19 protein-coding genes are annotated in these 22,867 nt (G+C 69.8%); 13 read left to right on the top strand and 6 right to left on the bottom strand.

The window, feature by feature from the left end:
• The first annotated feature begins 86 nt into the window (after positions 1-86).
• From OG975_RS35070 to OG975_RS35085, 4 genes are all read left to right on the top strand, one after another.
• Positions 87-1,847 (top strand): ATP-binding cassette domain-containing protein, encoded by a 1,761-nt coding sequence (locus OG975_RS35070; protein WP_406333322.1) that lies wholly within the window; start codon positions 87-89, stop codon positions 1,845-1,847.
• A gap of 162 nt (positions 1,848-2,009) precedes the next feature.
• Positions 2,010-2,897 carry a FadR/GntR family transcriptional regulator gene (locus tag OG975_RS35075; protein ID WP_406333323.1) on the top strand — a complete coding sequence of 296 codons (888 nt, stop codon included), beginning with the start codon at positions 2,010-2,012 and terminating at the stop codon, positions 2,895-2,897.
• 429 nt (positions 2,898-3,326) lie between these two features.
• On the top strand, positions 3,327-4,865 hold the full coding sequence (locus OG975_RS35080; protein WP_406333324.1) for an RNA polymerase sigma factor: 1,539 nt from the start codon (positions 3,327-3,329) through the stop codon (positions 4,863-4,865).
• A gap of 132 nt (positions 4,866-4,997) precedes the next feature.
• A complete protein-coding gene (locus tag OG975_RS35085) occupies positions 4,998-5,816 on the top strand; it encodes a serine protease (RefSeq protein ID WP_406333326.1) in 819 nt (272 codons plus the stop codon).
• A gap of 187 nt (positions 5,817-6,003) precedes the next feature.
• Here OG975_RS35085 and OG975_RS35090 read toward each other — a convergent pair whose 3' ends face one another.
• On the bottom strand, positions 6,004-6,234 hold the full coding sequence (locus OG975_RS35090; protein ID WP_121406526.1) for a hypothetical protein: 231 nt from the start codon (positions 6,232-6,234) through the stop codon (positions 6,004-6,006).
• A 440-nt stretch (positions 6,235-6,674) separates the two neighbouring features.
• Between OG975_RS35090 and OG975_RS35095 the strand changes: the two genes are divergently transcribed.
• From OG975_RS35095 to OG975_RS35120, 6 genes are all read left to right on the top strand, one after another.
• Positions 6,675-8,798 (top strand): DNA topoisomerase IV subunit B, encoded by a 2,124-nt coding sequence (locus OG975_RS35095; RefSeq protein ID WP_330307753.1) that lies wholly within the window; start codon positions 6,675-6,677, stop codon positions 8,796-8,798.
• Positions 8,799-9,380: 582 nt separating this feature from the next.
• Positions 9,381-9,905, top strand: coding sequence for a DUF1453 domain-containing protein (locus OG975_RS35100; RefSeq protein ID WP_406333328.1), 525 nt, complete (start codon positions 9,381-9,383; stop codon positions 9,903-9,905).
• Positions 9,902-11,053 (top strand): sensor histidine kinase, encoded by a 1,152-nt coding sequence (locus tag OG975_RS35105; protein WP_406333330.1) that lies wholly within the window; start codon positions 9,902-9,904, stop codon positions 11,051-11,053. Before OG975_RS35100 ends, OG975_RS35105 begins: the two co-directional genes overlap by 4 nt.
• On the top strand, positions 11,050-11,739 hold the full coding sequence (locus OG975_RS35110) for a response regulator (RefSeq protein ID WP_406333332.1): 690 nt from the start codon (positions 11,050-11,052) through the stop codon (positions 11,737-11,739). The genes OG975_RS35105 and OG975_RS35110 overlap by 4 nt, the downstream gene beginning before the upstream one ends.
• A 104-nt stretch (positions 11,740-11,843) precedes the next feature.
• Positions 11,844-12,332 (top strand): DUF485 domain-containing protein, encoded by a 489-nt coding sequence (locus tag OG975_RS35115; RefSeq protein WP_330307757.1) that lies wholly within the window; start codon positions 11,844-11,846, stop codon positions 12,330-12,332.
• The gene (locus OG975_RS35120) at positions 12,329-13,921 is read left to right on the top strand and encodes a cation acetate symporter (protein WP_406333333.1); all 1,593 of its coding nucleotides are present in this window, start codon (positions 12,329-12,331) and stop codon (positions 13,919-13,921) included. Before OG975_RS35115 ends, OG975_RS35120 begins: the two co-directional genes overlap by 4 nt.
• 76 nt (positions 13,922-13,997) lie before the next feature.
• Here the strand turns inward: OG975_RS35120 and OG975_RS35125 are convergent, their stop codons facing one another.
• Complete coding sequence (locus OG975_RS35125) at positions 13,998-14,690, bottom strand: response regulator (protein ID WP_327432232.1); 693 nt, start codon at positions 14,688-14,690, stop codon at positions 13,998-14,000.
• 162 nt (positions 14,691-14,852) lie between these two features.
• Here OG975_RS35125 and OG975_RS35130 point away from each other — a divergent pair, with 162 nt between their 5' ends.
• The 3 genes from OG975_RS35130 to OG975_RS35140 are packed head-to-tail and all read left to right on the top strand — an operon-like array spanning position 14,853 to position 17,654.
• Positions 14,853-15,668: an ABC transporter ATP-binding protein gene (locus OG975_RS35130; protein ID WP_406333335.1), complete on the top strand. Its 816-nt coding sequence runs from the start codon at positions 14,853-14,855 to the stop codon at positions 15,666-15,668.
• Positions 15,658-16,533, top strand: coding sequence for an ABC transporter permease (locus OG975_RS35135; RefSeq protein ID WP_406333337.1), 876 nt, complete (start codon positions 15,658-15,660; stop codon positions 16,531-16,533). Before OG975_RS35130 ends, OG975_RS35135 begins: the two co-directional genes overlap by 11 nt.
• A 56-nt stretch (positions 16,534-16,589) precedes the next feature.
• A complete protein-coding gene (locus tag OG975_RS35140) occupies positions 16,590-17,654 on the top strand; it encodes an ABC transporter substrate-binding protein (protein ID WP_406333338.1) in 1,065 nt (354 codons plus the stop codon).
• A gap of 142 nt (positions 17,655-17,796) precedes the next feature.
• On the opposite strand, the gene OG975_RS35145 is transcribed toward OG975_RS35140, so the two are convergent.
• From OG975_RS35145 to OG975_RS35160, 4 genes are all read right to left on the bottom strand, one after another.
• The gene (locus OG975_RS35145) at positions 17,797-18,477 is read right to left on the bottom strand and encodes a response regulator (RefSeq protein ID WP_406333340.1); all 681 of its coding nucleotides are present in this window, start codon (positions 18,475-18,477) and stop codon (positions 17,797-17,799) included.
• The gene (locus OG975_RS35150; protein ID WP_406333342.1) at positions 18,474-20,279 is read right to left on the bottom strand and encodes an ATP-binding protein; all 1,806 of its coding nucleotides are present in this window, start codon (positions 20,277-20,279) and stop codon (positions 18,474-18,476) included. Before OG975_RS35150 ends, OG975_RS35145 begins: the two co-directional genes overlap by 4 nt.
• A 126-nt stretch (positions 20,280-20,405) precedes the next feature.
• On the bottom strand, positions 20,406-21,350 hold the full coding sequence (locus OG975_RS35155; protein ID WP_406333343.1) for a sucrase ferredoxin: 945 nt from the start codon (positions 21,348-21,350) through the stop codon (positions 20,406-20,408).
• Positions 21,351-21,532: 182 nt separating this feature from the next.
• Positions 21,533-22,804: a citrate synthase gene (locus OG975_RS35160; RefSeq protein ID WP_406333344.1), complete on the bottom strand. Its 1,272-nt coding sequence runs from the start codon at positions 22,802-22,804 to the stop codon at positions 21,533-21,535.
• Between the last annotated feature and the right edge of the window lie 63 nt (positions 22,805-22,867).

Consider the following 22,867-nt stretch of genomic DNA (forward strand, 5'->3'; position numbering starts at 1 on the left):
GGGTGTGCTCGCAGGAGGTGTGAGGCCTGCCGAGGCGAGCCTCAAGGTGCCCGGAAAACCGGAAATGTCGCGCTATCTTGCTGAGAGTGATCCAGGCCATCGGACTGACCAGCAACCCTCGCAAGGAGCTTCCGCCCGCCGTCGACGACGTGTCCTTCGAGGCGCGTGCGGGCCGCGTCACGGCGGTCCTCGGAGCGCCGGGCGCAGGCAAGACGACGGCGCTGAAGCTCATGCTCGAACTTCAACAAGGTCGCGGAATCACCTACTTCAGAGGCCGCCCGCTGCATCGGATCGCCCATCCGTCGCGTGAGGTCGGCGTGCTTCTGGGCGAGGTGCCCGGCCATCCGGCGCGGACGGTCCGCAGCCAGCTCCGGATGCTGTGCGCCGCCGCAGGCGTGCCCGTGCGACGCGCGGACGAAGTGCTCGAAGTGGTCGGGCTCGTCAGCCTCCGGGACGAACGCCTGGGCACGCTCTCGCGCGGCATGGACCGACGCCTGGGCCTGGCGTGCGCACTCCTGTCCGACCCGCACACCCTTGTCCTCGACGCCCCCGCCGACGCACTCGACGCCCGCGAAGGGCGCTGGCTGCACGGAATTCTGCGCGCGCACGCCGCGCAGGGCGGCACCGTGCTGTTCACCACGGACGATCCCAAGGAGGCCGCGCGAACCGCCGACCAGGTCGTCACGTTGGAGGAAGGCAGGCTCGTCGCCGACCAGGAGGCCGCGGACTTCGCGCGCACCCGGCTCCGCCCCAGGGTCGCCGTCCGCAGCCCGCACGCCGTCCGGCTCAGCGCCCTGCTGACCAAGGAGGCCCGCACCGCACAGCGCTCCGTCGAGGTCGTACGTGAGGAGGGCAACCGGCTCTCGGTGTACGGCAGCACCTGCGCCGACGTCGGCGAGACCGCCTTCCGGCACGGCATCCTCGTACACCAACTCGCCGACGAGATCGGCGATATGGGGCCCGTCGCAACGCCGTCCGGCGACGCGGACGCCCATGAGGCCGGCGAGCCGCGCCAGGCCGAGACGCTGGCCGCGAACGCCCTGCCTCCGCTGCCGCAGCCCATCGCCGTGCGACAAGCCCCGAGCCCGCTGCGTCCCCTGCGCTACGAACTGCGGCGCGCCGCCGGAGTCGGCACCGGCTATCTCACCGCGGCCGCCGTTCTCGTCACCTCGGCCCTCCTGTCCGTACTCCTGGCCAGAATCGGTCACACGCCACAGCCGCGTCTCCTGGCCGCGTGGCCACGGGAACTTCCCTTGCCGCCCGCCGCGCTCGGCGCGGGACTGCTCGGCGCCATCGCCTTCGGCGAAGAGTTCCGCCACCCCGCCCTGGCCGTGGACCGCGGTACCGTCCCCCGCCGGCTGGGGCTGCTCGCCGCCAAACTCCTCGTCGCCTCGACGACCGCGCTGATGCTGGCCTTCCTCACCCTGGGATGCGACCTCGAAGTGCTCTACCTCGTCTACGGACGGGAGCTCACCGAGGTTCCCTCGGACTGGCTTTCGCTGGGCGCCAGTTGGATCGGTCTCGTGGTGGGTTGCTCCTGGGCGGGCGTGCTGGCCGCAGGCATCTTCCGGTCCACGACCGCCGGGCTCGCCGCGGTGCTCGCGGTGCCGATCGTCGTCGTACCGCTCGTACAAAAGGCCTTGGCGGGGCCGTCTGTGCGGACCGCGGCAGGGTTCCCCTGGAGGCTGCGCGAGCTGGTGCTGATGCAGTGGCCGTTCGGAGGCGAGCGCTATCTGGCGGCCGGGGTGCGGGTGCTCGCCCAACCCGTGGGCGGTGCGCTGATGTTGTCGCTGACCGCCCTGCTCTGCGCATATCTGCTCACGACCCTGCGGAGCAGGGTCCGATGACGACCGTCCGCGCCCTTCCGTTCCCGCCGTGCGCACAACTCCCCGAAGAACGCCCATTTCTTTCCGATAAGGCGTCAATTGCGACGGGGTGAGCGATCACCCTTTCGTGTGCTTTTCACCAAAGACCTCAAGGGAGTTGGAGCCAGCGCCGACAAAGGATCCGTGAGTACCCTTGCGCAGACCATGATGACCGCCGCCCGCTCCGCAGACTCCGGCCTGGCCGGCCCGGGCGAACTCGACCGCTACCCCTATGCCGAGGCTCCTGGCGCCGACCGTGTGGGCGTCCCCGTGTGGGAGAGCGCGGACCCGGAGCTGGGCCGCGTGGGCCGACGCGCCGCGGGCAGCCGCGGACGCGGGCTGCACGGACAACTCGTCCAGCAGCTGGGCCAGATGATCGTCTCCGGCGACCTGGGCGCGGACCGCCCGCTCGTCCCCGAGGAGATCGGCCAGCGGTTCGAGGTCTCCCGCACCGTCGTCCGCGAGTCGCTTCGCGTCCTGGAGGCGAAAGGACTGGTCAGCGCCCGCCCGAACGTCGGCACGCGCGTGCGCCCCGTCAGCGACTGGAACCTGCTCGACCCGGACATCATCGAGTGGCGGGCCTTCGGTCCGCAGCGCGACGACCAGCGACGCGAGCTGAGCGAGCTGCGCTGGACCATCGAGCCGCTCGCCGCGCGCCTCGCGGCCGGGCACGGGCGCGAGGAGGTCCAGCAGCGGCTCGGCGACATGGTAGAGATCATGGGCCACGCCATGGCGCAGGGTGACTCGCTCACCTTCTCGCGGGCCGACGCCGAGTTCCACTCGCTGCTCATCCAGCTCGCGGGCAACCGGATGCTGGAGCATCTCGCCGGGATCGTGTCGGCCGCGCTCCAGGTCTCCGGCAGCCCCGTCACAGGCTGTGACCGGCCGAACGACGCCTCCATCGCGCACCACGCCCGCATCGTCGACGCCCTCGCCGCGGCCGATGGAGCCGGGGCTGAGGCGGCCATGCGGCAACTTCTCACCGTCCACCCCGAGGTGGAGCGCGTGGTGCCCGCGCCGCGCGAGCACTGACCGCGCACCGAGGGCGGCGCGGTCGGGGGCGTGTGTCCTCTCCTGGCATCGCGTGGCCGGCGAACCATCGCCCGTCGGACCCCGTCGGATCCTTCTGGGACCTGGCGGGGTCCGGCGGTGCGAAGGGGCGGTGAGCCCGTCGGCTGCGGCGATGAGTCCACCGGCTGACCTCCTCTGACCGTATCTGGCCGCTTTTGAGCGCTTACGGGGTGTGACTCGGGCCACGCAGATTGGGCGTAACGCTCTTCGGAACAGCGCGATGACCTAAGAGGTGACAGCCGAGGAGGGAATACGGACGCCGTTTGCGGCGCTGTGCATCTTCCCGGCCCCCGCCCGCGCCGTCGGCCCATCCCCAAGTCGGCGGTCGTCGGTTCCTGTCCACAATGGATGGGGCCGGAAGCCGTTTTCCAACGTTCCGAGAGGTTGTTCGTGTCGGCCAGCACATCCCGTACGCTCCCGCCGGAGATCGCCGAGTCCGTCTCTGTCATGGCGCTCATTGAGCGGGGAAAGGCTGAGGGGCAGATCGCCGGCGATGACGTGCGTCGGGCCTTCGAAGCTGACCAGATTCCGGCCACTCAGTGGAAGAACGTACTGCGCAGCCTCAACCAGATCCTCGAGGAAGAGGGTGTGACGCTGATGGTCAGTGCCGCGGAGCCCAAGCGCACCCGAAAGAGCGTCGCAGCGAAGAGTCCGGCCAAGCGCACCGCCACCAAGACGGTGGCGGCCAAGACGGTGACCACCAAGAAGGCCACCGCCACCGCCGCCTCGGCAGCGTCCGTCGCCGGCGATCCGGCTGAGGACGCGTCCACGACGCCCGCCGCCAAGAAGACGACCGCCAAGAAGGCCGTCGCGAAGAAGACGGTCGCCAAGAAGACGGCGGCCAAGAAGACCACCGCCAAGAAGGACGACGCCGAGCTCGTCGACGACGAGGCCACCGAGGAGATCCCGGGCGCCGGTAAGCCCGGCGAAGAGGAGGAGGAAGGGGCCGAGAACAAGGGCTTCGTCCTCTCCGACGACGACGAGGACGACGCGCCTGCCCAGCAGGTGGCCGTGGCAGGCGCCACCGCCGACCCCGTCAAGGACTACCTCAAGCAGATCGGTAAGGTCCCCCTCCTCAACGCCGAGCAGGAGGTCGAGCTCGCCAAGCGCATCGAGGCCGGTCTGTTCGCCGAGGACAAGCTGGCCAACGCCGACAAGCTCGCCCCCAAGCTCAAGCGCGAGCTGGAGATCATCGCCGAGGACGGCCGCCGCGCCAAGAACCACCTCCTGGAGGCCAACCTCCGTCTGGTGGTCTCTCTGGCCAAGCGCTACACCGGCCGCGGCATGCTCTTCCTGGACCTCATCCAGGAGGGCAACCTCGGTCTGATCCGCGCGGTCGAGAAGTTCGACTACACCAAGGGCTACAAGTTCTCCACGTACGCCACCTGGTGGATTCGTCAGGCGATCACCCGCGCCATGGCCGACCAGGCCCGCACCATCCGTATCCCGGTGCACATGGTCGAGGTCATCAACAAGCTCGCGCGTGTGCAGCGCCAGATGCTCCAGGACCTGGGCCGCGAGCCCACCCCGGAGGAGCTGGCCAAGGAACTCGACATGACCCCGGAAAAGGTCATCGAGGTCCAGAAGTACGGCCGCGAGCCCATCTCGCTGCACACCCCGCTGGGCGAGGACGGTGACAGCGAGTTCGGTGACCTCATCGAGGACTCCGAGGCCGTCGTCCCGGCCGACGCGGTCAGCTTCACGCTCCTCCAGGAGCAGCTGCACTCTGTTCTCGACACCCTGTCCGAGCGCGAGGCGGGCGTCGTCTCGATGCGCTTCGGTCTCACCGACGGTCAGCCGAAGACCCTCGACGAGATCGGCAAGGTGTACGGCGTGACGCGTGAGCGGATCCGCCAGATCGAGTCCAAGACGATGTCGAAGCTGCGTCACCCGTCGCGTTCCCAGGTGCTGCGCGACTACCTCGACTAGGTCTCGGCCGTACGTCGCTGAGGGCCCGACTCCCGAAGGGGAGCCGGGCCCTCAGTTCGTGTGCGGAGTGCGTGCCCGCGCGTACTGGATCACGCTGGGTGTTCCATGACCATCCCGGAGTGAGGAGCGCGCATGCGCCGTCCCTTTGCCTCAGTGCTGGCCCTCGCGGCCGCCGCAGCCCTGATACCGCTCGCGTCCCCCGCTCCGGCGGCGACCGACAGCGTTGTCATCGGCGGCTATCCGGTCGAGATCTCCGAGAGCCCGTGGACGGTGGCGCTGTCCAGCCGTGACCGGTTCGGGGGTACGCGCGCGGGACAGTTCTGCGGAGGAGTGGTGATCGGCCCTTCCACGGTTCTGACCGCGGCCCACTGCCTGGGCGCGGACGTACTGGGGGCGCCGCCGCGCCAAGTACGTGACCTGAAGGTCATCGCGGGCCGCGGGAACCTGCTGTCGAACGACGGCAAGGAGATCCCGGTACGCGACATCTGGGTCAACCCGAACTACGACGGCAATACGAACGCCCGGGACTTCGGCGTGCTCACGCTCGCCGCTCCGCTTCCCGACAGCTCGGTCATCCGTATGGCGCCCTCCAGAGACTCCGCGTACGAGCCGGGTAAGGCCGCCGTGGTCTACGGCTGGGGTGATACGACGGGTGGTGGCGACTACGCCCACAGTCTGCGGGCCGCGCGCGTGAACGTGCTCCCTGACGCCTCCTGTGAGCGGGCCTATCCGGGCAGCTCGGACGGCGCGTACGAGGCGGCGTCCATGCTGTGCGCCGGAGAGGTCGCGGGCGGGCGCGACGCCTGTCAGGGGGACAGCGGCGGGCCGCTGGTCGCCCAGGGGCGGCTCATCGGCCTTGTGTCCTGGGGCAGCGGCTGTGGGCGCGCAGGGAGCCCAGGGGTCTACACGCGGGTCTCGGACGTAGTCCGGACGCTTGGTGGGGGCCGCTGAGGGCGATGGACGCGGTACCCGTGCGGGTGCTCGCTGAGCGCCACGGGCGATGCGGTACGCGTACGAGTGGGCCGCTGAGTACGACGGGCGATGCGGTATGAGTACGGGCGGCCACTCCCTGTGTCCAGAGAGTGGCCGCCCGCTCACCGGCCTGATGCCGGCACTCGCTCGTCGTTGATGCGAAGTGTCAGCGTTCTTCGTCGTTGACGCTCTCGGGAACGGACGTCAGTCGCTCCGTCTCGTCCTGTATCTCAGCGGCGATCTTCTTGAGTTCCGGCTCGAACTTGCGACCGTGGTGGGCGCAGAAGAGCAGTTCTCCGCCGCTCAGGAGGACGACGCGCAGATATGCCTGGGCGCCGCAACGGTCGCAGCGGTCAGCGGCCGTCAGCGGGCTCGCGGGGGTCAGAACAGTAGTCACGTCGCCTCTTCTCTAGCTCGACGAGCTGTCGTACCAGGGTCAACATCCAACCAGGCCGAAAACGTTCCCGCTCGTGGCTTTTCCTCGAAAATTTCTCTCCGGGGCGGCTGTCTGCTGCCGGGTGGCGGCGAATGAGCCGTATTTCGTGTCTTCGTGTCTTACGGGTTCGCGCAGTCTGTCAGGGTCAGTCCTCCCGGCTGGGTTGCCGGTTGTTCATGAGGACGTGCCCGGAGCCTAAATGGTTCATGCCTCGAAGGGAACGTGATATGTACTTCACTCCATCGAGGGATCGAACACCCATGCGACTCTGGACTAGTCTGAGTTCATGCGAGGGTGGCGTTACAACGGCTCTACCAGGCCTCGGTACCCTCTGAGCGGCGACCGAAGCCGGGCCCTTACCCAAAAGGGTCCCACCTGAAATTCAGCGAGGAGCGAACCGCGTGACCGCCGAGACGTCCGTGCCGTCCACAGCGCTGCTGACCGGAGCAGACCGGGACGGTTCCAACTACACCGCGCGGCACCTGCTCGTCCTCGAGGGGCTCGAGGCCGTGCGCAAGCGCCCGGGCATGTACATCGGGTCGACCGACAGCCGCGGTCTGATGCACTGCCTGTGGGAGATCATCGACAACTCCGTGGACGAGGCCCTCGGGGGCTACTGCGACCACATCGAGGTAATCCTGCACGACGACGCCTCCGTGGAGGTGCGGGACAACGGCCGTGGCATCCCGGTCGACGTGGAGCCCAAGACGGGCATGTCCGGCGTCGAGGTCGTGATGACCAAGCTGCACGCCGGCGGCAAGTTCGGCGGCGGCTCGTACGCGGCCTCCGGCGGTCTGCATGGCGTGGGCGCCTCCGTGGTGAACGCGCTCTCCGCCCGCTTGGACGTCGAGGTGGACCGCAGCGGCAACACCCACGCGGTGAGCTTCCGGCGCGGTACCCCGGGAGCGTTCAAGGCGGACGGTCCCGACGCCGCCTTCGACGCTACGAGCGGGCTGCGCAAGCTCAAGCGGATCCCTAAGACCCGCACCGGTACGCGCGTGCGCTACTGGGCCGACCGCCAGATCTTCCTCAAGGACGCCAAGCTCTCCCTGGAGAATCTGCACCAGCGCGCCCGCCAGACCGCGTTCCTGGTGCCGGGCCTGACCATCGTCGTCCGCGACGAGTACGGCCTCGGTGAGGGCGGTAGCAAGGGCGAGGAGTCCTTCCGCTTCGACGGCGGCATCAGCGAGTTCTGCGAGTACCTGGCCACCGACAAGCCCGTCTGCGACGTCCTCCGCTTCTCCGGGCAGGGCACCTTCAAGGAGACGGTCCCGGTCCTCGACGCCCATGGGCAGATGACGCCGACCGAGGTCACGCGTGAGCTCGGCGTCGATGTCGCGATGCGGTGGGGCACCGGCTACGACACGACCCTCAGGTCGTTCGTGAACATCATCGCCACGCCCAAGGGCGGAACCCATGTCGCGGGCTTCGAGCAGGCCGTCACGAAGACCGTCAACGAGGTGCTGCGGGCCAAGAAGCTGCTCCGTGTTGCCGAGGACGACATCGTGAAGGACGACGCGCTGGAAGGCCTGACGGTTGTCGTCACCGTGCGCCTCGCCGAGCCGCAGTTCGAGGGGCAGACCAAGGAGGTGCTCGGTACCTCGGCGGCCCGCCGCATCGTGACCAACGTGGTGTCCAAGGAGCTCAAGGCGTTCCTGACCACTACGAAGAGGGACGCCGCCGCGCAGGCCCGGGTCGTCCTCGAGAAGGCCGTCGCCGCCGCCCGCACGCGGATCGCTGCCCGCCAGCACAAGGACGCGCAGCGCCGGAAGACCGCCCTTGAGTCCTCCTCGCTGCCCGCCAAGCTCGCCGACTGCCGCAGCGACGACGTAGAGCGCAGCGAGCTGTTCATCGTCGAGGGCGACTCCGCGCTCGGTACGGCCAAGCTCGCCCGGAACTCCGAGTTCCAGGCGCTGCTGCCGATCCGCGGCAAGATCCTCAACGTTCAGAAGGCGTCCGTGACGGACATGCTGAAGAACGCCGAGTGCGGCGCGATCATCCAGGTCATAGGAGCCGGGTCCGGGCGGACCTTCGACATCGACGCGGCGCGTTACGGGAAGATCATTCTTCTCGTCGACGCCGATGTCGACGGTGCGCACATCCGGATTCTGCTGCTGACGCTGTTCCAGCGGTACATGCGGCCGATGGTCGAGGCGGGGCGGGTGTTCGCGGCGGTGCCGCCGCTGCATCGCATCGAGCTCAGCCAGCCGAAGAAGGGCCAGGACAAGTACGTCTACACGTACTCGGACCGTGAGCTGCGCGAGACTCTGCTGGAGCTGCAGCGCAAGAACGTGCGGTACAAGGACTCGATCCAGCGCTACAAGGGTCTGGGCGAGATGGATGCCGATCAGCTGGCCGAGACGACGATGGATCCGCGCTATCGGACTCTGCGTCGGATCAACATCTCCGACCTGGAGGCGTCCGAGCAGGTGTTCGACCTGCTGATGGGGAACGATGTGGCGCCGCGGAAGGAGTTCATCTCCAGCTCGGCGGCGACGTTGGATCGGTCGCGGATCGACGCGTAGGGGTTCTGGCGGGGCGGGCGCCTGCCGGTGGGTGGGCTGGGGCAGTGCCGGTACATCGCAAGCCCGTCGCCGGTGGGCATTGCCGTCTGCTGCCACGGCGGGACTTGGCCATAACCACGTAAGCGACGGGCTTGCGATGTACTGGCACTGCCCCTTCCGTGCGCTGGCGCCTGCGGGTGGGGTGGGGGCTGCGCTCAGCACTCCCCCCCCCGGCCCGCCCCTGTCTTTTGTCTTGTTGTCTTGATCTTTTAGGGGCGCGGGGAACTGCGCGACCAGCCCCCACCGTCCCGCAGACGACAAACATCCCGGGTCTTTTCAGGGGCGCGGGGAACGGCGCAGTCTTTTGGGGGTCTGGGGGCGGAGCCCCCAGGAACGGGATGGGACGGGTAGGGGCGGCGGGGGCGATGACCGCTGCGGTCACCCGGCCACGGCGCTCCACCCGTGGGTGGAGAGTCGGGGCGGTCAGGGATCCACCCACGATCCACCCCGGCTCCGATCTGCTGACCAGCCATTTTCCGTAGCGTCGAAGGCGTCGACAGCTCCCGCTGCCGAAACCGCTCTTCCTCGCTCGCGGAGGCCGTGATGTCCGGGCTCGTCAATGCTTTCGTGATCTGCGCCGTTGTCGTGCTGGTGATCGCGCGCCAGTTCCGCACCCGCAGGATCGGCACGGACAGGCGCTGGTGGATCGTGCCCGCCGTCCTGGTCGTAGTGGCGCTGCGCGAGCCCGGATTGATAGACCCCCACCATCACGCGGAGGCGTTCCTCCTGCTCGGTGCGGAGGTGTTCATAGGCTTGGCCACCGGGGCCGGCTGGGCGTGGACCACGCGGATATGGACGGCGCCGGACGGCTCGGTGTGGAGCAAGAGCACCAAGGCCAGCGTGGCCGTCTGGATCGTGGGCATAGGCCTGCGTGTGGGCCTGTTCGGCATCGGCGCCCTGTTCGGCGTGCACCAGCACTCCTCGGCTCTGCTGCTCGCTCTCGCGGCCACCCTGCTGGTCCGCTCCGGCCTCCTGGTCTGGCGTACGCAGTCCCTGCTCCCTGCCAACGGGCAGAGCCCGGCGTACGGTGACGGCCTGGCTCAGGCCCCGTGGAAGGAGCGCGTGTGAGGGAGAACGCGTGGACGCGCTGGCCCTCCCGCGAGGCCCTCTCCCGAGAGGGAGTGCCCACGGCCCGGCGCGCGCTTGCCTGGACGCTGCGCGCCCTAGCCCTCGGCACTCTCATCGCGACCACCTTCACGGACAAAGGCCTGCACGGCTGGGGTACCGCGGCGGGCGTTGCCGGGGTCGTCCTCTGCGCGGTTCTCACGTGGGCCTTCTGGCGGACCACGCTCGCGCACCGTCTGTTGCCCTCCTTGGGGTTGCTCGCACTGCTGCTGGCGATTGCGACGGTGGGGCAGGGTGTCGGCTTCCGGGTACCGGCTCTCGTCCTGTGGTGCGGGTGCGCAGTCAGCGCCATCGAGCGGCTGCCTCTCGCGGCGGCGCTGCCTGCCACCTCTGTGGCGCTGAGTGGGTACGCGGCGGCCAACAACGACGTGTGGCTGACCACCGCGGCCACCGCCGGGGGGCTCGTCCTGGCCGGGTATGTGCTGCGCCTCGACGCGGAGGCGCGGGGGAGCGCGCAGCGGCTCCTGGCCCAGGAGCGCGCCGCGCGCGCGGCCGAGGCGGAGTCGGCGGCGCTGGCGGAGCGGGCCAGGATCGCGAGGGAGATCCACGATGTGCTGGCCCACAGCCTCTCGGCGCAGCTCGTGCACCTGGAGGCGGCCCGGCTGCTCATCGAGCGGGGCGCGGACCGGGACACGATCCTCGAACGGGTCGTGGGGGCACGGGGGATGGCCCGCGAGGGGCTCGCGGAGACCCGGCAGGCGCTCTCCGCGCTGCGAGGCGAGATGTCTCCGCTGGAGGACTTCCTCAGCGAACTCGTCGCCACGGCCGACGGCGCCGACGTCACCGTTACGGGCGAACGCCGGCTGCTGCGCGCCGAGGCCTCGCAGGCGGTGCGCAGAGTCGCGCAGGAGGCCCTGACGAACGTGCGCAAGCACGCTCCGGGCGCCAAGGTCCATGTACGGCTGGACTACGGAGTGCACGAAGTGACGCTGGACGTACGGGACTCGGGCGGGACGCCGGGCGAGCTCAGCAGCTCGGGAGCCGGGTACGGTCTGCTGGGCATGCGGGAGCGTGCCGAGCTGCTGGGTGGCTCGTTGGAGGCCGGGCCGGACGAGGAGGGGTTCGTGGTGACGCTGAAGGTGCCCGTATGACGGAGGCGGTGGAGGCGGGCAGGAAGCCGGCGCGGGTCGTGGTGGCGGACGACCAGACCGTGGTGCGTGAGGGCATTGTGATGCTGCTGGGTCTGCTGCCCGGGATCGAGGTCGTCGGAGCGGCCGGGGACGGGAACGAGGCCGTGGCGCTTGTCGCCGAACTCGCCCCGGACGTCGTGCTGATGGATCTGCGGATGCCCCGCTGTGACGGTGTCGAGGCGACCCGGCGCATCCGCACCGAGCACCCTGGGACGCAGGTCGTCGTGCTCACGACGTACGCGGACGACGAGTCGCTGTTTCCCGCGCTCAGAGCGGGGGCTCGCGGCTATCTCACCAAGGACGCGGGAGGCGACGAGATCGTACGGGCGGTGGAGAGCGTGCTGTCCGGGGATGCGGGACTCTCGCCGAGCATCCAGCGGCGGCTGCTGGAGCGGCTGTCGGAGCCGGAACCCGGACCGGTCCTGCCTCCGGAGGCGCCGGACGGGATCACCGCGCGCGAGACCGAGGTGCTTCTGCTGATCGCGGAGGGGCTCAGCAACCAGGAGATCGCCCGCAAGCTGCATGTCTCCACGGCCACCGTGAAGACCCACATCAACAACCTCTTCGCCAAGACGGGGCTGAAGGACCGTGCTCAAGCAGTCCGTTACGCCTATGGGAAGGGTCTCGTACGGCCACCGGCCGGCTGAGTCACCTGATGGGGTGAAGAGCACGGAGAGAAGAGTCCGGGATCTTCCCGATCTGCCCATCCTTGGGCACGTGGCCGAAACGGGCCGCGGACAAGGAGAGTTCGGTGGAGAAGCACGACGGCGGCGACACCGGGGAGGTCCGGTTCGACGACCCCTGGTACGACGCGCTCGCCTCCGGCTGGGGTGAGCTGGACGGCACGGGTGCGCCCGCTCCCGCCGTGCCGGCCGCGCGCTCGGAGCACGAAGGGCGGGCGGGCGGTGCGGCCGACGTCTATCTGGAGGTGCAGCGCAGCGCGGCCTTCCAGGAAGTGCGCAGCCGCTACCGGAGGTTTGTGGTCCCGGGCGTCGCCGTGTTCTTCACCTGGTACGTGGGCTATGTGGTGACCGCGACGACGGCGCCCGGGTTCATGGCCCGGCCCGTGGCAGGCGCTGTGAACGTGGCGCTGCTCGCGGGGCTCGGGCAGTTCCTCACGACGTTCCTGTTCACCTGGGCGTACGCGCGGCATGCGCGGCTGCGCAGGGACCGGGCCGCGCTCGATCTGCGCTGGGACACCCAGGAGCTGACGCGCAACGTCAGAGGTGGTGAGCGGTGACCGACAACCATCAGACGCTGGCGCTGCTGCTGTTCAGCGCGTTCGTGGCGGTGACGCTGGCGATCACGACGTGGGTGAGCCGCAACCGCCATGGTTCGGCGGAGGAGTTCTATGCCGGCGGGCGGCTGTTCTCTCCGATGGAGAATGGTTTTGCCATCTCCGGCGACTACATGTCGGCGGCTTCCTTCCTGGGCGTCACGGGGCTCATCTCGCTCTACGGGTACGACGGGATGCTGTACGTCGTGGGGTTTCTCGTCGCCTGGCTCGTGGTGCTGTTCCTGGTGGCCGAACTGGTGCGCAACTGCGGGCGGTTCACGCTCGCGGACGTGGTCGCGGCCCGGATGAGCGAGCGGCCGGTGCGGATCGCGGTGGGAACTTCCTCGGTGACCGTGTCCGTTCTGTATCTGGTGGCGCAGATGGTCGGAGCGGGCAGCCTGGTCGCGCTGCTTCTCGGGGGTACGAGCGAAGCCGCGCGGAACTGGACGGTGATCGGCGTCGGCGCGCTCATGGTGATCTATGTGTCGCTGGGAGGGATGCGGGCCACCACGTGGATTCAGATCGTCAAGGCCGTCCTGCTGCTGGGCGGGGCCATCGCCCTGACCGTGCTCGTCCTGGTGCGATTCCACGGAGACATCAACCAGTTGCTGCGTTCGGCGGCGCAGCGCAGTGGACACGGCGCGGCGTTCCTGGCGCCCGGGCTGAAGTACGGCGGGGGCTGGACGGCGCGCTTCGACTTCATCAGCCTGGGGCTCGCGCTGGTGCTCGGCACGGCCGGGCTGCCGCACATCCTGTCCCGGTTCTACACCGTGCCGACCGCGCGGGCCGCGCGGCGCTCGGTGGTCTGGGCGGTCGGGCTCATCGGGGGCTTCTACCTGATGACGATCGTGCTGGGCTTCGGCGCGGCCGCAGTCGTCGGCCCGGACGCGGTGCGCGGGTCGAACGCGGCGGGGAACACTGCGGTTCCGCTGCTCGCGCTCGATCTGGGCGGCGGTGCCAACTCAACGGGAGGAACGGTTCTCTTCGCGATCGTCGCCGCCATCGCCTTCGCCACCATCCTGGCGGTCGTCGCCGGAATCACCCTCGCGTCCTCGGCGTCCGTGGCCCATGACCTGTACGCGTCGCTGCGCCGCCGGCACGCGAAGCCGCGCAGCGAGGTGGCCGTGGCGCGGGCGGCGGCCGTCGGGATCGGTGTCGTCGCGATCGCCCTCGGGCTGCTGGCCCGCGATCTCAACGTGGCCTTCCTGGTCGGCCTCGCCTTCGCGGTCGCCGCGTCCGCGAACCTGCCGGTGCTGCTGTACTCGCTGTTCTGGCGGTCTTTCACGACGCGAGGCGCGGTGTGGGCCGTATACGGCGGCCTGGTGCCCGCGCTGGGGCTCGTGCTGCTGTCCCCGGTGGTGTCGGGGAGCCCCGAATCGTTGTTTCCGAGCGTGGACTTCCAGTACTTCCCGCTGCAGAACCCGGGGCTCGTCTCGATCCCCCTGGGCTTCCTCGCGGGCTGGCTCGGCACCGTCACCTCGGCGGAGCCGCCGGACGAGGCCAAGCACGCCGAGACCGAGGTGCGCGCCCTTACCGGGGCCGGGGCGGTCTGAGGGGCCTGAGGGCGCCTCCAGGGGGCGTACGGAGCCAGCAGGGGGCCGCGCCTCCATCGACGTACGCCATGGATCTCTAGGGCGCCACCCACGCGTACCGATGCTCCGGACGCCCCGTGTCCCCGTACTTGAGCGAGAGGCGCAGGCGGCCGGCCTGTTCGAGGTGGCGCAGATAGCGTTGGGCGGTGGATCGGCTCAGGCCGGTCTCGGCGGCCACCTCATGGGCCGACAGCGGGTGGCTCGCGCGGTGCAGTACATCGCAGATGAGGTCCGTGGTCGGCTCCGAGTGACCGCTGGGCAGTCCCGGTGACGAGGGCGCGGGCGTGGTCCGCAGGGCGCCGAAGATCCGGTCGACCTGCTCCTGACCGGCCACGCCACGGCCGCCCACCCGGTCGACGGTGCGGCGCAGGGCGGCGTACGAGTCGAGGCGGGTGCGCAGGGCGGCGAAGGTGAACGGCTTGACCAGATAGTGCAGGGCGCCCAGGCGCATCGCCGTCTGCACGGTGGCCACGTCACTGGCCGCGGTGATCATGATGACATCGGTGCCATGGCCGCGTTCGCGCATCCGGTGGACCAGTTCGAGGCCCGTCTGGTCGGGCAGATAGTGGTCGAGCAGCACCAGGTCGATGGGCGCGCGCTCGACGGCGGCCAGGGCCTGGGCAGCACTGTGCGCGCGGGCGGCCACCCGGAATCCGGGAACCTTCCCCACGTACTTCGCGTTGATCTCAGCGACGCGGAAGTCGTCGTCCACGACCAGGACGTCAATCATCGGGCCTCTTTCCCTCAAGGCCTGGCGAGCGTTAAGCCCGTGTTTCGGCTCCGCTGTTTGTAGCGCGAGCAAAACGAGCACAACAGGCTGTTGCAGGCAAAAGAACTCCATGCGCTCAGAAGACTGCTGCTGTGGCCCGGGCCACATCTACGGTCCCGGGCCATGAGCGCAGACACCAGCCCCGCCATCGAGCTGCGGGGCGCGAGCAAGATCTTCAAGACCCCGTCAGGGGGTCTGCACACGGCGGTCAGGGAGCTGGACCTGACCATCGGCCGTGGCGAGTTCGTGGCCGTCGTCGGCCCCACCGGCTGCGGAAAGTCGACCACGCTGACCCTGGTGAGCGGTCTCGAAGAGCCCACCGAGGGCGAGGTCCTGGTCGCCGGCGAGCCGGTCGCCGGCGTCGGCGACAAGGTCGGCTTCGTCTTCCAGCAGGACGCCACCTTCCCCTGGCGTACGGTCCTGTCGAATGTGATGGCGGGACCCCGCTTCCGCGGCGTGCCCAAGGCGGAGGCCAAGCGGAAGGCCCGTGAATGGCTTGCCCGAGTCGGGCTCGCGGCCTTCGAGGACCGCTATCCGCACCAGCTCTCCGGCGGCCAGCGCAAGCGTGTCGCCCTCGCCGCGACCTTCGTCAACGACCCCGAGATCCTGCTGATGGACGAGCCCTTCTCGGCGCTCGACGTACAGACCAGGGCCCTGATGTCGGACGAGCTGCTCGAACTGTGGGAAGGCACGGGCGCCTCGGTCGTCTTCGTCACCCACGACCTGGAGGAGTCCATCGCGCTCGCCGACAGGGTCGTCGTGATGACCGCGGGACCCGCCACGGTGAAGCAGGTCTTCGACATCGATCTGCCGCGGCCGCGCAAGGTCGAAGCGGTGCGCCTGGAGCCGCGGTTCATCGAGATCTACCGCGAGATCTGGGAATCGCTCGGCGAAGAGGTCCGCATCACCCGCGAGAGGGGTGCGGCGAATGTCGCCTGACATCATGCCCGAGGCCGTTGTCGCCCTGACGATGACCGAGCCCGGCAACAAGGGGCGCGCACACTCCCGCGCCCGTGCCGCCCGCAGACGCAAGGCCGTCGTCGTCGCCGCCCGCGCACTGCTCCTGGTCACCGTGCTCGGCCTGTGGGAGGTGTTCGCGCGGGCCAAGGTCATCGATCCGTTCAACTTCTCGATGCCGTCGAAGATCTGGGACCAGATCTACACGTGGGTGATGCACGGGACCGCGCTCGGATCCTTGGGGGAGCAGGTCTGGTACACGCTCCACGAAGCGCTGCTCGGCTGGGTCATCGGTGTGATCGCCGGTGTGGTCTTCGGCATCGCGCTGGGGCGGATCGCCTTCCTCGCCGATGTCTTTGGTCCATACATCAAGGTGCTCAACTCAATACCCCGGATCATCCTTGCGCCCATCTTCGTGATCTGGTTCGGGCTCGGACCGGCCTCCAAGGTCGCGTCGGCCGTGGTGCTCGTCTTCTTCCCGGTCTTCTTCAACGCCTTCCAGGGTGCCCGGGAAGTCGACCGCAACCTCGTGGCCAACGCCCGGATCCTGGGCGCGAGCGACCGCCGGGTGACGCTTCAGGTCGTCATCCCGTCCGCCACCTCGTGGATCTTCACCAGCCTCCACGTCAGCTTCGGCTTCGCGCTCATCGGCGCCATCGTCGGCGAGTACATCGGTGCCACCAAGGGCATCGGCCTGCTCGTCGCGCAGTCGCAGGGCACCTTCAACGCGGCTGGTGTGTACGCCGCGATGGTCATCCTCGCGGTCGTCGCCCTGCTGGCCGAGGGACTGCTGACCTTCGCCGAGCGCCGCATCTTCCGGTGGAAGCCGTCGGACTCCGACCGCTGACCCCGTCGTACCCACCAACTCCTCCCTCCCACCAGCTCACAAGGACGTGACCCACCATGCGCAAGACCGCCAGATACTCCGCGCTGGCAGCCGCCGGTCTGCTCGCCCTCACCTCGCTCACCGCCTGCGCCAACGACGCCGCCAGCTCGACGGCCGACTCCGGCAGCAACGGGGGTGGCGGCAAGGGTGAAAACGTCAAGATCATGGTCGGTGGCCTGGACAAGGTCATCTACCTGCCCGCGATGCTCACGCAGCGGCTCGGCTACTTCAACGACGAGGGTTTGGATGTCCAACTTCTGAGCGAGCCGGCCGGTGTTCAGGCCGAGACGGCCCTGGTCTCCGGACAGGTGCAAGGAGCCGTCGGTTTCTACGATCACACCCTGGATCTGCAGACCAAGGGCAAGTCCGTGGAGTCCGTGGTGCAGTTCTCGCAGGCGCCCGGCGAGGTCGAGATCGTCTCCAAGAAGCGTGCGGACGACATCACGTCGCCCAAGGACTTCAAGGGCAAGAAGCTCGGCATCACCGGGCTCGGCTCCTCGACCGACTTCCTCACGAAGTACCTCGCGGTCAAGAACGGTGTGAAGGTCAGCGAGTTCACGCCGGTCGCCGTCGGCGCCGGACCGACGTTCATTTCCGCCCTCCAGCAGGGGGCCATCGACGGCGGCATGACGACGGACCCGACCGTCGCCACGGTCCTGCAGAAGGACCTCGGCAAGGTGCTCATCGACATGCGTACGCCGCAGGGGTCGCAGGAGGCGCTCGGCGGGCCGTACCCCTCGTCCAGCCTCTACATGCAGACGGACTGGGTGAACAGCCACAAGGAGACGGTCCAGAAGCTGGCCAACGCCTTCGTGAAGACCCTCAAGTGGATGTCCGCGCACACCGCCACCGAGATCGCGGCCAAGATGCCCGCCGACTACTCACAGGGCAGCAAGACGCTCTACGCCTCGGCGATCCAGAGCACGCTGCCGATGTTCACCGAGGACGGTGTGATGCCCCAAGACGGCCCCGAGACCGTCGAGAAGGTCCTCAAGGCGTTCAACCCCAACATCCAGAACGCCAACGTGGACCTGAGCAAGACGTTCACCACGGAGTTCGTGAAGAAGGCGGCCACAGGCTGAGTCCGTGGCCCAGGCCATCGCGGACGAGTCCGTGAAGAGGGCCACCGGCTGAGTCACCCCGGCGCGCGTACGGCTGTTCTCCCCTGACAGCCGTACGCGCGCGGGGGCGCGGTCGCTTCCCCCGCCTTCCTCGGCCGTGCCCTCAGGCGCGGGTCGCCCAGACGTAGCGATGCTCCGGGCGGCCCGCGTCGCCGTATTTGAGGGTCAGCCTGGCCCTCCCCGTGCGCTCCAGGAGCTTCAGATAGCGTTGGGCGGTCTGCCGGCTCAGTCCGGTCACCTCCGCGATCTCCTGGGCCGACAGGGGGCCCTCGGCGTTCACCAGGGCGCGGCGTACGAGCTCCGCGGTCGTGGGGGAGTGGCCTTTCGGCAGATCCGGCTCCGCGCTCGCCGACAGGGCGCCGAAGATCCGGTCCACCTCGGACTGCTCGGCCTCGCCGCCGCCGTCGAGAGTGCGGCGCAGATCCGCGTACGCCTCCAGTTTGGCGCGCAGGCCCGCGAAGGCGAACGGCTTGACCAGGTACTGGAGTGCGCCCTGCCGCATCGCCGCCTGGACGGTCGAGATGTCACGTGCCGCGGTCACCATGATCACGTCGGTCTGGTGGCCGCGCCGACGCATCTCCTGGACGACCGCTAGGCCCGTCTCGTCCGGCAGATAGTGGTCCAGGAGAACCAGGTCCAGATGGGGCAGCGCCTCCATCCGGCGCAGCGCCTCGGCCGCGCTGTGCGCCTCGCCCGCGACATGGAAGCCCGGAACCTTCTCCACGTAGGCGGCATTCACGCGCGCGACCCGGGTGTCGTCGTCCACGACCAGGACCTCGATCATCGCGACTCCTCCTTGGCGTCCGTGGCGTTCTTGGCTTCCGTGACAGCGCTGGGGGTCTCCAGGGAGGGGGTCGGTATCGGCACGAGCCGGGGTTCGGGTTCCGGCGCGAGGCGCGATTCCGGTGGGGTCGGTTCCTGCCGCTCCGGCGCGAGCGCGGGCACCGTCAGCGCCTCCGGTTCCGGTGCGAGCCCCGGCTCGGTCAGTGCCTCCGGCAGTACGACCGTGAACTCCGCGCCCCCGCCGTCCGCCTCGGCCACCTCCGCGCTGCCACCCTGCCGCTCGGCGAGTCGGCGTACCAAGGAGAGGCCTATTCCGCGCTTGCCGTGCGCCGGGGGCTTCTTGGTGGTCCACCCGTCGGTGAAGATCAACTGCCGCCGCTCCTCCGGGATTCCGGGCCCGGTGTCCCGTACCCGCAGTACGGCGGTACGCCCCTCGGCGCGCAATTCGACCTCCACGCGCGCGTGCGGTGTGCCCGCGACGGCGTCGAGGGCGTTGTCGACGAGATTCCCGACGACGGTCACCAGACCCCTCGGGTCGATCAACCGGTCCGGCAACATCGTTCCGTCCGAGATCCACAGGGCCACACCGCGCTCGGCCGCGACGGTCGCCTTGCCGACCAGCAGGGCGGCGAGCAGCGGATCGTGGATCTTCTCGGTGACCTGTTCGGCGGTGACCCTGTGGTCGCCGACCACCTCTCCGACGAACTCCACGGCATCGTCGTACATCTCCAGTTCGAGCAGCCCCAGGAGCGTGTGCATACGGTTGGCGTGCTCGTGGTCCTGCGCGCGCAGGGCGTCGATCAGGCCACGCGTGGAGTCGAGCTCGCGGCCGAGCTGCTCCAGCTCCGTGCGGTCGCGCAGCGTGGCGACGGCACCCCCGTCGTCGGTGGGCATCCGGTTGGCGACCAGGACGCGCTGCCCGCGGACGGTAAGCAGATCGGTGCCGGTGACGCGTCCGGCCAGCACATCGGTCGTACGTCCCGGACCGAGCGCGTCGTCGAGCGGCTGCCCGATGGCCTCGGCGTCGACGCCGAGCAGCCGTTGCGCCTCGTCGTTGAGGAGGCGAACGCGGCCGCCGCGGTCCAGGGCGACGACGCCCTCCCGGATGCCGTGCAGCATCGCCTCGCGCTCCGCGAGCAGTGCGGAGATGTCGGAGAAGGCCAGGTCACGGGTCTGCCGCTGCACCCGTCGGGAGATCAGATACGCGGCCAGCGCACCGACGGCCATGGCTCCGCCCGCGTACCCGAAGAGCCCCGGGATGGCGTCGATCAGCCGGGCGCGCACGCTGTCGTACTTGATGCCGACCGAGACGGCGCCGATGATGTCGCCGTCGACGCCGCGCAGGGGCACCTTGCCGCGGGCCGAGCGGCCCAGCGTGCCGGTGTCGATCTCCATGACGTCCTTGCCGCTCAGGGCCTCGCGCGGGTCGGTCGAGACCGGCTTGCCGATCTCCGTCGGATCGCGGTGCGACCAGCGGATGCCCTTCATGTCCATGACTACGACGTACTCGGCCCCGCTGGCCTTCCGGATCCGCTCGGCCTCGGCCTGCACGGGCCCGTCCACGGACGGTCGCGTGGTCCGGAGGTCCTCGGCTATCTGCGGCTGGACCGCGGTGGTCTGCGCGATCGCGAGTGCGCGGCGCATCGCCTGGTCGTCCAGCTGTGCGCTGAGCGGCGCGAGGAACAGTCCGGTGGCGAGGACGGCGACTCCCGCCGCGATCGCCACCTGCATCAGCAGCACCTGCGAGAACACCCGCCGCGGCAGACCGAGGCGCAGTCGTCGTGCGGGGGGAGTGGGGCTCATGCCTATGACGGTACGGGGGCGGGCGAGCCCTGCCGTAGGGAGTGTGGCGTGGATCTCCTGACCGTCAGGTGTGGAAGCCGTGCGGGAGGGATACGGCTACGCAGCCGATGAACGCCGGATCCGCCGTCAGCAGGGCACGGCGAGCGCCGTCCGCGCCAGCTCCCGCACCGCCACCACGTCCATCCGGGCAGGCGACCCCAGCACCGAACCGCAGCTCTCCGGGCGGGGCGGCAGCGAGGCGCCCTGCGCGACGCTGACGCGCCACAGACGGCCGTCGGTGTGGGCGACGGTGACCTCCCAGCGCGGCGCGGTGCCGTCCGTACGGACCACGGTCAGGGCGTCGGCGGCGTACTCCCCCGTGGCCTTACGCACGGCCAGCTCGGCCGCCTGGCCCGGTCGCTCCCACGCGGAGCGCCCGCGGCAGCCCTCGGTGACCACGCGGCCCTCCCGGACGCCCTGGAGGGCTTCCTTGACGGCGTGGGCCTCGGCGCGCCCGTACGCGTATCCGTACGGCAGGACGAGCAGCGTGGGCGAGAAGCGGTGACCGCCCAGATGGGTGACCTCCCAGACGCCCTCCACCCCGGAGGTGGCGAGCTCGGCCGCGAGCGGGCGTCCGAGCAGGGCGCAGCAGCGGTCGCGCTTGCCGTTGGTGCAGACGAGAGCGAGCGGGTCCCCTGTGTGGGGCCGGCCCTGAAGAACCGTCTCGAAGGTATGCGGGTCACCCATGCCCAAGGCGGCGAAGTCGAGGTTGAGCACCTGCTCGGGGTCGGACGTCATGGCGCTGTGCAGCCATACGTTTCCCGGAGTGGTGTGGGCTACATACACATGGCGCTCCGCGAGCGTGCCGCAGTCGGCATGCCGTCCGGGGCGGCGGATGAGTGCGATCCGTACGCCGGTGCCCTCCGCGGCCGCTTCGAGAGCGCGGCCGAGCACGGGGTCCAGGTGGCTCTCGGTGAGCGCCTTGGCGCCCCAGGGCCCGGGCTGCTCGATCAGCAGCCATGTCCTCGCGGTGGCGGCGGTCCCCGCGAGGGGCTCGTCGAGGTCCCGCGACGCCGTCGTGCACGTACTCACAGAGGTGAGCCTAACCTGACTTGCGCCGGGGCGACTTCCGATCGCGTGGATGGGGGCGCGTTTGGGGCGCCCTCGGCGCACGGCGGGGCGTGGGGGCGTGCGGACGGGGAGCGGATGGGTTGGGCGCGCTTCCACGTACCGACCGACTCCGCCGGAAGTGGCTGTGAGGGCCGCGCGCCCGCCTACCGCCCCAACGGGCCGGGGAGTGGCTGCGGAGGTCGTTCGCCCACGTATCGGCCGCTCGGGCGCATGCGCAGCGGGCGTTCCTCGTACTCCTCCAAGGTGTGAGCGATCCAGCCCGCCGTCCGGGCGATGGCGAAGATCGTCTCGCCCGCGGACGCGGACATGCCGGAGGACACGGTGAAGACGGCGAGCGCCAGGTCGACGTTGGCGTGCAGGGGCGTGTGGCGGGCGGTCGTGGTCACGATGTCGCGGGCGGCAGCCAGGGCGGGCGCCGCGCCGGGCATGTCCTCCAGGAGGGTGAACAGGGCACGCGCGCGTGGATCCTCGCCGGGGTAGAGCCGGTGCCCCAGTCCGGGAACACGGCGCCCGGCGCGCAGCTCGTCCGCGACCACGGGCGCCGCGCTGCCCAGGTCCAGGACGTCAAGGAGCAGCCGGTGGGCGAGCCCGCTGGCCGCGCCGTGCAGCGGGCCCTCGAGCACGCCGAGGCCCGCCGACACGGCGGCGTACGCGTGGGCCCGGGCCGACGCGGCGACCCGGACCGCGAGCGTCGAGGCGGCCAGGTCGTGGTCGACGAGCAGCCCAAGTGCCGTGTCCAGTACGCGCAGTGACGCGTCGTCGGGCGTACGGCCGGAGAGCCGTCCCCAGAGGCGGTGGGCCAGCGGGCCCTCGTCGCGGTGGTCGTGCCGCAGGGGCGGAAGCGCGGCGACGAGGGTGGGGATCAGGGTGCGTCCGGTGCCGAGGACGGCGTCCTCGGAGAGGTCGAAGCGCAGCGGGTCGGCGGCCGCGGCGGCGATCGCGGCGACGCGCAGCCGGTCGGTCGGGCCGCTGTGCTCGGGCAGCGCGTCGACGGTACGGCGGGCGACGTTCACCGACGCCTCCGGGGCGGTGAACGTGACGCCGGGCCGCAGCTCTCCGGTCCACAGCCATTCGGCGATCTCTTCGTAGGAGTACCGCGCGGCCAGTTCGGTCGCGTCGACGCCACGGAAGTAGTACCGGTCCTTGTCGATCAGGGTGATGCGGGTACGGACCGAGAGCTCGCCGCCGGTGCTGGAACTCCCGCCGGTCTCCCGCCTGTTGCGCCGTGCGAGCGACTCCACCTCCTTGGCGTCGAATGTGCTCCCGCGCCCTCCGGGGTCGCGTCGGCTGCTGAGCTGACCGCGGCTCACATACGCGTACACGGTCTCGGGCTTCACACCGAGCAGCTCGGCGGTCTCCTTGGTGCTGAGCCGTCGGCCTTCGAGCCCTGGCGTTGCCGCTTCTCGATCCCTCATGGGCGCCACCGTATCCGTGTATCGGCATATTGATCGAATCAATATTGACAGGAAATGAGTCAA

The sequence above is a fragment of the Streptomyces sp. NBC_00203 genome (assembly GCF_045206325.1).
GTDB classification, from domain to species: domain Bacteria; phylum Actinomycetota; class Actinomycetes; order Streptomycetales; family Streptomycetaceae; genus Streptomyces; species Streptomyces lutosisoli.